The sequence below is a fragment of the Mesorhizobium sp. YC-39 genome, from assembly GCF_025753795.1.
Taxonomy (GTDB): domain Bacteria; phylum Pseudomonadota; class Alphaproteobacteria; order Rhizobiales; family Rhizobiaceae; genus Mesorhizobium.
This window is the reverse complement of sequence record NZ_JAOWPS010000005.1, coordinates 308453-320143: the sequence shown is the minus strand read 5'-3', so window position 1 is coordinate 320143 and position 11691 is coordinate 308453. Positions and strand designations below refer to the sequence as shown.

The following is an 11691-nucleotide window of genomic DNA, read 5'->3' as shown; positions in this document are numbered from 1 at the left end:
ATCAGGCAGAACGCAGGGCCGGCCCGACTTGGTCGGCCCTGTTGGCCTTGTTCTGGGCAATGACGCGATTTCGCCCGGCCCGCTTTGCCGCATACAGCGCTGCGTCGGCCTCGGCCAGCACATCGTCGAGAGTGCCGCCAGCCTTGCCAAAGCCGATGCCGCCACTGACCGTGCTGCGCAACGGACCAAGCGGGGTGGCCACGACCTCGGTGCCGAAGGCGACGCTGATCTTGCTTGCAAGATCGTGGGCTCTCTCTTCCGTCATCCGCGACATGACCAGCGCGAATTCCTCGCCGCCCAGCCGAAAGGCGTCGACGCCGGTCCTGGCATATTTGTTGATGACAGCGGCGAAACGGCACAGAACCTGATCGCCGACCGGGTGACCGAATACATCGTTCGTCTTCTTGAAATGGTCGAGGTCGAACATGGCGACGGACATGAAGGAGCCGAAGGCACGCTCGCCATAAAGTGCCGTCAGCCCCCGCCGGTTCATCAGCCCGGTCAAGGGATCGGTCATGGTCTCGGCCTTCAATTCGATCTGCGCCTGCAAATGGTGGAGCGAGAGCGTCAATGCGCCAAGCCCGGTCATGCAGGCGACCGCCACGACCGAATTCAACCGCTCGGCCCAATTGTCGGGCGCAACGCCGAGCACCCACTGGCCCTTGACCAGCAGGACCGCGCCGCAAAGTCCGAAGGACAGCGCACAGACGCCGCTCAGGCACGAAACGACCAGCAGAATCCGGCGATCGTGACCACCTTTGATCCAGAACATTGCCCCGATCAGCGAGAGCAGGGCCGTCACCGTGGCGTAGGCAAGGATGAAACCGAGACCGTCAAGCCCGAGATACGTCGCGCCCGCGCAAGCGGCCATCGCGAGCAAGGTCGGCAGAACCACGCGTTTGTAATTGCGCATCCCGAGATATTGCATGGCCGACAGGCAGATGATCAGGAAGCCCAGGGTGAGAAGCGCAAGCACGATCTGGCAAAGCCAGGGACCGGGATCCCTTGCGTAGTGCCAGAACAGGACCACATGCGCGACGAGCACGAGAATGCCGCACGCCACAGTGAGCACGAAGCGAGCCCGCGGCGCGGTGAACCAGATCGCAAACATGGTAACGCTGAGGCACGTGCCCGACAGCGCAGCCGCGAGCAGGAGCGAACTATAATCCAACATGCGCAGTAAACAGCCTCTTGGGGGTCTTTGCCACACTCTAGGTCAGCAGCAGTCCGCGGATACCGTTTTTCAGCCAAGCTTCCGGGGCAACTTCCGACAAGGTTTACAAAGCGTCGATGCTCCAACGCTTTGGCGCATTTCCGTCGCTTGGCTGTCGAATGGTTTTGCGGTATGAGGCGCCATCCTCGAACGTAACAGGAACCTCCGTCGCCTGCCCGCAAAAAGCGTGGCAGTATCGCGGGGTGATTCGCAGCATTGGAATCCAGGATCAGCATGGACGACAACAACGATCTTTTCGGCAATCTGGAAAAGCAGCCGCAGCCGGTTCGCGCTACCGCGCGCCCTGCTGACCCGCTGGTGCAGGCGGCGAAGCGCCCGGCATCCCGCGATGGCAGCGAGAGCTATAGCGCCGCCGACATCGAGGTTCTGGAAGGGCTGGAGCCGGTGCGGCGGCGGCCCGGCATGTATATTGGCGGCACCGACGACAAGGCGATGCACCATCTGTTCGCCGAAGTCATCGACAATTCGATGGATGAGGCGGTCGCCGGCCACGCGACCTTCATCGATGTCGAGCTCTCCGCCGACGGCTATCTCTCCGTCACCGACAATGGCCGCGGCATCCCGGTCGATCCACATCCGAAATTCAAGAAGCCGGCACTCGAAGTCATCATGACGACGTTGCATTCGGGCGGTAAGTTCGACTCGAAGGTCTATGAGACCTCGGGCGGCCTGCACGGCGTCGGCGTTTCCGTGGTCAATGCGCTCTCGGATCATCTCGAGGTCGAAGTCGCGCGGGGACGGCAGCTTTATCGGCAGAAATTCTCGCGTGGCCTCCCCGTCACCGGCCTCGAGCAGCTCGGCGAAGTACATAACCGCCGCGGCACGAAAATCCGCTTCCACCCCGACGAGCAGATCTTCGGCAAGGGCGCAGCGTTTGAGCCGGCGCGGCTCTATCGCATGACGCGCTCGAAGGCCTATCTGTTCGGCGGCGTCGAAATCCGCTGGACCTGCGATCCGTCGCTGATCAAGGAAAAGGATCAGACGCCGGCCAAGGCAGAGTTCCATTTCCCAGGCGGCCTCAAGGACTATCTGAAGGCCTCGCTCGGCGACGAGTTCCAGGTCACCCGCGAAGTCTTCGCCGGCAAGAGCGACAGGCAAGGTGGCCACGGCTCGCTCGAATGGGCGGTGACCTGGTTCGGTGGCGACGGCTTCCTCAACTCCTACTGCAACACCATCCCGACCGCCGAAGGTGGTACGCACGAGGCCGGCTTCCGCAATGTCCTGACGCGCGGCTTGCGTTCCTACGCCGATCTTGTCGGCAATAAGCGCGCCTCGATCGTCACGTCGGAGGACGTCATGATCTCGGCGGCCGGCATGCTGTCGGTGTTCATCCGCGAGCCGGAATTCGTCGGCCAGACCAAAGACAGGCTGGCGACGATCGAGGCAATTCGCATTGTCGAGACCGCCATCCGCGACCCCTTCGACCATTGGCTGGCCGACAATCCGCAAGAGGCTTCGAAACTGCTCGAATGGGTGATCGCGCGCGCCGACGAGCGGGTGCGCCGGCGCCAGGAAAAGGAAGTGTCGCGCAAAAGCGCGGTGCGCAAATTGCGGCTGCCCGGCAAGCTCGCCGACTGCACGCAGAATGCCGCTGCCGGCGCCGAGCTCTTCATTGTCGAGGGCGATTCGGCCGGCGGCTCGGCGAAACAGGCGCGCGACCGGGCCAGCCAGGCTGTGCTGCCGCTACGGGGCAAGATCCTCAATGTCGCCAGCGCCGGCAACGACAAGCTTGCCGCCAACCAGCAGATATCGGACCTGATCCAGGCATTGGGCTGCGGCACGCGCTCAAAATACCGCGATGAGGATTTGCGCTACGACCGCGTCATCATCATGACCGATGCCGATGTCGACGGCGCCCACATCGCCTCACTGCTGATTACCTTCTTCTACCAGGAGATGCCGGGCCTGGTCCGCGGCGGCCATCTCTATCTGGCGGTGCCGCCACTCTACTCGATCCGGCAAGGCGGCAAGGTCGCCTATGCTCGCGACGACGCGCACAAGGACGAACTTCTGCGCACCGAATTCACCGGGCGCGGCAAGGTCGAAATCGGCCGCTTCAAGGGGTTGGGCGAAATGATGGCTGCCCAGCTCAAGGAAACGACCATGGATCAGAGGAAGCGCACGCTGCTCAGGGTCGACGTGATCGACGCCGAGGCCGCAACCAAGGACGCGGTCGACGCGCTGATGGGCACCAAGCCGGAAGCTCGCTTCCGCTTCATCCAGGAACGTGCGGAATTCGCCGAGACGGAAGTGCTGGATATCTGAACTAGCCCACTCCCATCGAATGCGGAGATGAGCGTGTGATCTGGGACCGTCTGCACAGCGATCTTGCCGCAAAGTTTGCCAGCCTCACGCGACCGACCCGATCGGACTGGATTTTCGCGCTGCGCACGGTTTCCGCTGGGCTGATTGCGCTTCTCGCCGCCTATGCCCTCAAGCTCGACCACCCGCAATGGGCGATGATGACGGTGTTCATCGTTGCCCAGCCGGTCGCCGGCATGGTGTTGGCCAAGGGCTTTTACCGGCTGCTCGGCACACTGGCCGGTGGTTTGGCGGCGATCGGCATCACATCCCTTTTTGGCACCAGTCCCTGGCTGCTGGTCACCATCCTGGCGATCTGGATCGGACTCTGCACGCTCGTCTCGTCGCTGCTGCGCAACCCGGAAGCCTATGGCGCGGCACTCGCCGGCTATACGGCGATGATCATCGGCCTGCCCGCGTTCGGACAGCCGCACCTCGTCGTCGATCTCGCTGTGGCGCGCTGTGCCGAGATCGTGCTCGGCATCGTCTGCGCCGGTCTGACCAGCCGGCTGATCCTGCCGAAACTGGCGGCCGACGCTATCATCTCCAGGTTGAAGCGCAGCATTCTCGACCTTGCCACCTATGCCGGAGGCGCTTTTTCCGGCGGCGATGCGGCAACGCTTGCGGCGCTCCAGCGCAAACTGATCACTGATGGCCAGACGCTCGCTGAAATGCGCACCTATGCAAGGCTCGAAGCGCCAAGCTTCGCCACCCGTGCTCACCCGGTCAGGCGCACGATCGGCCAGTTGCTCTGGGCGCTGTCGGCGGCGCGCGCGCTGCACTCCCATGCCGCGCCGAAGAACGCCGCACTTGTTCCTGTGCGCAGCGAACTGCAGGCGCTTGTTGGCGAACTGGCTATCAAACCGGGCGCGCTTGACGATACATCTTCCTGGGTGGCGCGGCTCGATGCGATTGCCAGCCAGGCACGGCAGGTGCCGGCAGCCGCCCCCGGAGGCGACAAGGTTGGCTCAGTCACTCGCCTCACCATCGCCGCCGATTTTGCGGAGGCGCTGAAGCAGGTGCTGCTCGGCCTGGATGCGTTGCGCTCGCCCGTTTCCCGGCCTTCCCGCGAGCGGCGCCAGCCGGCGCTGGTCGTGCACCGCGACTACCATGCCGCCTGGCGCAACGCCGTGCGCGCCGCCCTTGCCACGCTACTGGTGGCGGCCTTCTGGCTCACGACGAAATGGTCGGAAGCGGCAGGCACAGTCATTCTCGTCGCCGTCGTCTCCAGCCTGTTTGCTGCCCGCCCCGATCCCGTCCAGTCGGCCTGGGGCTTCTTCATAGGAACATTGCTGGCTCTGCCTTTCGCGTTTCTCGTCGGCCAGATAGCACTGCCTGCTTTGCCCGGCTTCGGCTGGTTCGCGCTCTTCGTCATGCCGATCCTTGTGCCGGCAGCACTTGGCATGGCCAATCCGCGTTATGTCGGTGTCGCCACGGCTTTCGCCATCAATTTTCTCGCTTTCCTCAGCCCGCATCAGGCGATGACCTACGACCCCCTGCCATTCTTCGCCGGCTCGGCGTCGATCCTGGTCGGTATTCTTCTCGCCATCGGCGTCTTTATGGTCGTCTTGCCCGCCGACCCATGGGTTACCGTCAACCGCATCCTGCAGGCCATGCGGGAGGATCTGGCCCGGCTTTGCCTGCACGAGCGCGTGCCGCGGCGATCCGCTTTCGAAAGCCTTGCCTACGACCGGATCAACCAGCTGATGCCGCTGTTGCAGCGCGTCGGCAAGAAAGGCGACGCAGCCCTGGGCAGCGGCATCGCCACTGTGACCGTCGGGCTGGAGATTCTGCGGTTGCGCGCGGCGCAGCAGAATTCCATGGTCCCATCGGAAACGGTTCTTTCGATCACCAATTTCCTGCGCGGGCTGGCGCGCGAGTTGCTTTTTCACCGGCCGGGCGAGCGGCAGACGGCAACGATCGCCGTCGCCAGGCAATATGCGGCTGGCATCGCCGAACGCAGCGACGCGGCCGAGATGTTGCAGGTTGCGGCCTCTCTGCGCATCATCGCTGCGACGCTAGAGGACTTTCCGGATTTCTTCGCGAAGGATAAGGTCTAGGCCGCCGCGATCGCCAGCGCGTGGCCGCGCGCGTTTTCGCGCAGCGCGTCAAGATGGATTGACTTCACCAACCCGGCAAGATCGCCTTGAGCGGACTGCCCGCCGAGCTCCTTCAGCATCAGCCAGCTGACTTCCTGAACGCCGGCGATGCGCTTGCCATTGGCAACCTCGCGCCAGATCTTCAGCGCGCGCAGGATGATTGCGTGGATTGCAGTGGCAAGGCCGGCGCTGCGGAACAACGCCTGCAGCGCCACATCGTGCCCTCCGGCCAGCAGCGCCCTCACCCGTTGTTCGGACTGCTGGCTGAGCGCGACCAGCGCCGAGCCGAAGAAGTCGACCTTACCATGCGCGATGGTGCGAATGAGGAAGCTTGCCGTCAGGTCGCCACGCAGGCGCAGATGCTCGATCAGGGCGGCATGTTCTTCCTGGCGCGTGCCTTCGATCAGCGTCACCGAAGCCTTGACGCAGGCGTCGCGCATGACGCGTTCGGCTCTTGCCGGGCCCATCAGCGCCAGCACCAGCGGCGATCCCTTGAGGGTCTCGCCAAGTTTTATCAGCAGCATGTGCCGGCAGTCGGCCGGCAGCCGCGCGTCTGATATCAGCGCTTCGCGCATCAGAGGCAGATGACCATGTCGTTCGGCCATACGGCGAAAGCTGAGCGAAGCAATATCTGCGCCGCTGTTGGCGAGCAGCGTGGCGCAGGCTTCCGCTTCGCCGATCTCGGCGATCGCCGCCGCCACCGCCATCGAGACGACAGGCCGGTCGGCGATCAATTTCTGCGTCGCCTTCTGGCCGCTCGCGACCCGGTCGATCAGGTCGGCATCGGTGAGCAGCGGCGAACGCGCCAGCACCAGGCTGGCCACTTCCGGCTGGTCGGACGCCAGCGCGCTGATGATCTGCAACGGCGCGTGATGGCTCATTGACAGCGCCTCGGCAATCGCCAATCGCACCTTCGACGAGGCGTCGTCGAGCAACAGCGTCAGCGCGGCCTCGGCGGCGCAGCGATCCTCGAAAGGCAGGTCGGAATTGATATAGGCGCGGGCCAGCGCGCTGGCCGCCGCGGCACGCTCGGAAACCCTTGCCGTGTCAATCCATCTCAGGAAATGCGAAACAATCATGCCGTCCGCTACGCCCCCGGCCCAAGTCCGTTCTAGCCCCTGACAAGACCCTAGGCAGAAATGGTTTACGAACGGTTCACCATGTTCATTAACCGGCTTGATGGACTGGTAGGCAGCGCCTATCAAGCTCAGGGAAAAGGGAGAGCGACCATGGCCGGGCTTTATCTGGAAGAGTTCGTCGTCGGCCAGCTATTCCGGCATACGCTGCGCAAGACCGTCACCGAAAGCGACAACATGCTGTTTTCGGTGATGACGCTGAACCCGCAGCCGCTGCACATCGATTTCGACTTCGCCGCCAGGAGCGAATGGGGCAAGCCGCTGGTCAATTCGCTGTTCACGCTGGGCCTGATGATCGGCATTTCGGTGAACGACATCACCGTCGGCACCACCATTGCCAATCTCGGCATGAAGGAGACGGTGTTTCCACATCCGGTCTTCCATGGCGACACCATTCGCGTTGAGACTACTGTGATCTCGATGCGGGAATCGAAATCGAAGCCGGACCGCGGCATCGTCGAGTTCGAACACCGCGCCTACAACCAGAATGACGTACTCGTCGCCAAATGCACGAGGCAAGCGATGATGATGAAGAAGGCGGCCTGACGGATGCGTTCGCTGCTCTTTGTTCCCGGCGACTCGGAAAAGAAGCTGGAGAAGGGGTTTGGCGCCGGCGCCGATGTGGTCATCGTCGACCTCGAGGATTCCGTGGCGCCCGGGAACAAGCCTGCAGCGCGCGACCTCACGGCGCACTTCATTGCCGCCCATCGGCATCGGACCGCAGCCGCGATCTATGTCCGGGTCAACGATCTGTCGAGCGGACTGACCGACGATGATCTTGCAAAACTTGTTCAGGCTAAACCCGACGGCATCATGCTGCCGAAGTCGAATAGCGGCCAGGACGTGCAACAGCTTTCGGCCAAACTCAGGGTACATGAGGCTGAAAACGGCCTGCCGGACGGTGCGATAAGAATTCTGCCGATCATCACAGAAACGGCGGCGGGCGTGCTGGCGGCCGCGACCTACGCCGAGGTCAGCGCGCGGCTTGTCGGCGTCACCTGGGGCGCGGAGGATCTGTCGGCGGCGATCGGTGCCCGCACGGCGCGCGACGGGAATGGCCGCTACACCGATGTCTTTCGCTTTGCCCGAACCATGACCATTCTGGCCGCGGGTGCTGCTGAGGTCGCCGCGATCGACACGGTCTTCCCCGATTTTCGCGACATGGCCGCCTTCGAGGTCGAATGCGCCGAAGCCGAGCGCGACGGTTTCACCGGCAAGATGGCGATCCATCCGGCGCAGGTGCCGGTCATCAACGCCGCGTTCACACCGTCGACTGAGGCGGTTCAGCATTCCGCTGCCCTGGTTGCCGCATTCGAGGCGGCGGGAAATCCCGGTGTCGTCGGCATCGGTGGCAAGATGTACGACCGGCCGCATCTCAGACTCGCCGAACGGCTTCTGGCGCGGGCCAGGGCGGCTGGAGTTCTGGCCTGATCTTCCCCAGCCCTATTCTTTTTCCCAACGGGGCCGGCGCATCGAGAATATCTCGTCGACACTGGCATAGTCCATGTAGCCGAGACGGCCGACATTGCCCGCCCTGACGATATCGAACCTGCCGTCGTTCAGGAACGCGTCGTCGATATGGACACCGACGACTTCGCCGGCCACCACGACCGCGCTCGTCGATGTTCCGTCCAGCGCTTTCGGGCGAAATATCTCCGTCACCCGGCATTCGAGCGCGGCGGGTGCTGCCGCCACACGGGGCGGCGCAACAAGACGCGACGGCGCCATCGCCAGCTCGGCATAGCCGAACTCGCTTATGCCGCGCGGCGCGTCCACCGCCGTTCGATTCATTTTCTCCGCCAGCTCGCGGCTGACCAGATTGGCGACGAACTCGCCGGTTTCCTCGGCAAAGGTGGCGCTGTCCTTCTCGCCTTCGGACGAGAACCAGACGATGAAGGGCCGGGTCGAAAAGGCATTGAAGAAGGAATAGGGCGCAAGATTGATCCTGCCGTCCCTGTCCACTGTCGAGATCCAGCCGATCGGGCGCGGCGCCACGATCGCCTTGGAGGGGTCGTGCGGCAGCCCATGCCCTTTCGACGGCTCGTAGAACATTTTCTCTCTCTAGGTGTGTTGAGATTCAGGTCAGGCCGAGTCGAAAACGATGATTTCCGAGAACCGGAGCGGAGCGTACTTGAAGTACGTGAGCACCGGAAGCGCGGGAGACCATCGTTTGCAGGCTGGCATCACCTGAATATCACACATCTACCCCGCCCAGGGCCCCTGATAGTCAGCATAGAGTTTTGCCGCATCGGGGCGCGGCCGCTCTGGCGCTAGCCCTTGATAAGAGCCGATGTGGACAAAGCCGACAACGCGCTCATGCGGCGCCAGCCCCAGAATCGCCCTGCCCTCGGGCACGTCTGAATACCAGTTGCTGATCATATTGGTACCATAGCCCAGCGCATTAGCCGATATCATCAGGTTCATCGCCGCCATGCCGCCGGACAGGAACATTTCCCATTGCGGGATCTTCGGGTTCTCCTTCGGGCTCGACACCACGCCAACCACCAGCGGCGCGCGCGAAAAGCGCGCCAGTTCCTGGTTGCGGCGGCCTTCGGGCAGCGGCCCTTCGCGCTGTTCGGCAAGGGCTGCCAGTTTCTTGCCGATCTCGATGCGGGACTCGCCCCGGTAGAGGATGAAGCGCCAGGGTTCCAGCCGGCCATGGTCCGGCACCCGTGAGGCAGCGGCAATCATTGTCGCGATGTCGGCGTCGCTGGGCGCCGGCTCCTTCAGCTCCGGGATCGGCGCGGAATTTCGGGTCAGCAGAAAGTCGATGATCGGCGACGCCATGGACGCAAGTCTCCTGGAATTTGAGCTGAAGCACGCCATCGCGGCATCGGGCGGCTCGGGCAGTGGCGCGGACGCGCCGGGCGGAAGAGCCCTCCAAACCGAAACACGCGTAAGCGGAAGCGATCCGGACTCTTAAGCCTTGAAATTGCCACCGCCTTGGGCTTCAACGCAAGGCATGTTTGAGGGGATGCTGCGTCTTTTCCTGATCTGGCTCGGCGCCGCGCTGCTGGCGGTGCCGGCTTCATCCGCCATCGCGCAGGACGCGGACGGCATCGGCAATCTGAAGCTTCCCGGGATTTCCAGCTACGCGACGCCGAAAAGCGAGACACCGCTGGCTTTGGGCAGCAGCGGCGCGATCACGCTGTCGGCGCAACTGACCGACAAGGGCGCCGACATCACGCGCGGCATCGTCTGGCGCGTCTTCAAGCCTGAAACAGCAAGCGACGGCAAGCTGCCGATGGTCGCTTCCGCCCATGGCGGCACCGCCGTGTTCCAGCTCGAGCCCGGCAGCTATCTGGTCCACGCCTCCTATGGGCGGGCCGGCGCCACCAAGCGCATCACCGTCGGCAAGGACGCCAGGCGCGAGAGCCTTGTGCTTGATGCCGGCGGTCTCAAGCTCGACGCCGTGCTGTCGGGCGGAGCGCGCATCCCGCCGAAAAAGCTGCGCTTTTCGATCTACGAGGATCATGCCGAAGCCAATGGCGACCGTGCGCTGATCATACCCGACGTCGAGCCGAACAGCGTCGTGCGGCTGAACGCCGGCGTCTACCATGTCGTCTCGACCTATGGCGCGGTGAATGCGGTCATTCGCTCCGACATCCGCGTCGAGGCCGGCAAGCTGACTGAAGCGACTGTCGAGCATCGCGCAGCCGAGATGACCATGAAGCTGGTGCGCGAGCCCGGCGGCGAGGCGATCGCCGACACCTCCTGGTCGTTGCTCAACGAATCTGGCGATCCCATCAAGGAAACCGTCGGCGCCTTTGCCTCGATGGTCCTAGCCGAGGGCGACTACACCATCATCGCCAAGAACCGCGACCGTATCTATCAGAAGGATTTTACGGTCGTGGCCGGACAGAACAAGGAGATCGAGGTTCTGGCTTCGGAAGCCTCGGCGATCGATCCCGAGGAAGGCGCGGACTAAACCGTCCGGACACCACCCTGAAGATTGGGTTCCGGCAAGGCCTGACTCTCAGGCCGCCTTGCGCATGCGTCGCGGAAGGAACTGCACACGGCCGCGCGGTTCGGCCGGCGCCAGATCGAACACGCCACGATAGAGGCGGTCGAGCAGCACCTTGCGGTCACGCAAAGGCTCCAGTTCTTCCCAAGTCAGCGCACCGCCGACGCGCACCTCGATCGATTTGCCGGAGAGCCGCGCGAATTCACGGATGAGCAACGATGTACGCAGCGTCAGCGAGGCCTTGCCGACGAATTTCGCCACGCGTCCGTCGCGCTCGGCCATGTTCATGGGACCGCTGACCAGATGGAACAGGCGACCGTTCTGGCCGGAAAAATGCATGGGAATGACCGAGGCTCTGGCATCCTGCACGAGACGGGCCGGAAACATCTTCCATGGCAGGTCGCGCGCCCGGCCGAACCCCTTTGGCGCAGTGGCAACGCCGCCGGCTGGAAAGACGACGATGGTGACGCCCTCTTTCAGCAGCCGCACCGCCTCATGGCGCACCGCCATGTTGTTCCTGAGCGCATCCTTGGTTTCTGAAAAGTCGATCGGCAGCGAATAAGGCTCCATCTCGCGGATCTTGAGCAGATCCTTGTGAATCATGACGCGAAACGGGCGCTGAAGCTGCTCGGCCAGCGACAGCACGGCTATGCCGTCGCCGATGCCGAACGGATGGTTGGCGACGATCACCAGCGGCGTGTCGGGCAGTCTTGCCGGCGGCCATTGGTCGGCGGTCCGCACCCGAACGTCAATCAGCTCGAGCATGCGACTGAACACGCGCTCGCCGGTCGGCACCACGTGACGGCGCCAGAAATCATAGAGCGCGGCATAGCGGTCGCGCCCGGACAGACCTTCGATCGAGTGGATGAACCAGCGCGTCAATGCCGGCTGATGCGGGCTGGCATAGGAAAGTTCGGGAAACGGTCTTTCGCGCAGTTTCAGCTTCAGCATCGCGAT

General features: G+C 63.4%; 10 protein-coding genes. 5 read left to right on the top strand and 5 right to left on the bottom strand.

The features are described 5' to 3' along the window. Position 1: 1 nt before the first annotated feature. Positions 2-1174 carry a GGDEF domain-containing protein gene (locus OHD62_RS27215; protein ID WP_263789172.1) on the bottom strand — a complete coding sequence of 391 codons (1173 nt, stop codon included), beginning with the start codon at positions 1172-1174 and terminating at the stop codon, positions 2-4. Positions 1175-1447: 273 nt separating this feature from the next. Between OHD62_RS27215 and parE the strand changes: the two genes are divergently transcribed. Continuing rightward, positions 1448-3499 carry a DNA topoisomerase IV subunit B gene (parE, locus tag OHD62_RS27210; protein ID WP_263789171.1) on the top strand — a complete coding sequence of 684 codons (2052 nt, stop codon included), beginning with the start codon at positions 1448-1450 and terminating at the stop codon, positions 3497-3499. Between the two features lie 35 nt (positions 3500-3534). Further along, the gene (locus tag OHD62_RS27205; protein WP_263789170.1) at positions 3535-5595 is read left to right on the top strand and encodes an FUSC family protein; all 2061 of its coding nucleotides are present in this window, start codon (positions 3535-3537) and stop codon (positions 5593-5595) included. On the opposite strand, the gene OHD62_RS27200 is transcribed toward OHD62_RS27205, so the two are convergent. Further along, positions 5592-6713, bottom strand: coding sequence for a DUF2336 domain-containing protein (locus OHD62_RS27200; RefSeq protein ID WP_263789168.1), 1122 nt, complete (start codon positions 6711-6713; stop codon positions 5592-5594). The genes OHD62_RS27205 and OHD62_RS27200 overlap by 4 nt on opposite strands. Before the next feature lie 150 nt (positions 6714-6863). Between OHD62_RS27200 and OHD62_RS27195 the strand changes: the two genes are divergently transcribed. Next, the gene (locus tag OHD62_RS27195; protein ID WP_263789167.1) at positions 6864-7316 is read left to right on the top strand and encodes a MaoC family dehydratase; all 453 of its coding nucleotides are present in this window, start codon (positions 6864-6866) and stop codon (positions 7314-7316) included. 3 nt (positions 7317-7319) lie between these two features. Beyond that, positions 7320-8201, top strand: coding sequence for an HpcH/HpaI aldolase/citrate lyase family protein (locus OHD62_RS27190; protein ID WP_263789166.1), 882 nt, complete (start codon positions 7320-7322; stop codon positions 8199-8201). A 12-nt stretch (positions 8202-8213) separates the two neighbouring features. On the opposite strand, the gene OHD62_RS27185 is transcribed toward OHD62_RS27190, so the two are convergent. After that, a complete protein-coding gene (locus tag OHD62_RS27185) occupies positions 8214-8822 on the bottom strand; it encodes a flavin reductase family protein (RefSeq protein WP_263789163.1) in 609 nt (202 codons plus the stop codon). A gap of 150 nt (positions 8823-8972) precedes the next feature. After that, positions 8973-9557: a nitroreductase gene (locus tag OHD62_RS27180; RefSeq protein ID WP_263789162.1), complete on the bottom strand. Its 585-nt coding sequence runs from the start codon at positions 9555-9557 to the stop codon at positions 8973-8975. Positions 9558-9732: 175 nt separating this feature from the next. On the opposite strand from OHD62_RS27180, the gene OHD62_RS27175 reads away from it, so the two are divergent. Next, positions 9733-10698, top strand: a complete 966-nt coding sequence (locus OHD62_RS27175; RefSeq protein WP_263789160.1) for a hypothetical protein — start codon at positions 9733-9735, stop codon at positions 10696-10698. 48 nt (positions 10699-10746) lie between these two features. Here the strand turns inward: OHD62_RS27175 and OHD62_RS27170 are convergent, their stop codons facing one another. Beyond that, positions 10747-11685 carry a lysophospholipid acyltransferase family protein gene (locus OHD62_RS27170; protein ID WP_263789159.1) on the bottom strand — a complete coding sequence of 313 codons (939 nt, stop codon included), beginning with the start codon at positions 11683-11685 and terminating at the stop codon, positions 10747-10749. Between the last annotated feature and the right edge of the window lie 6 nt (positions 11686-11691).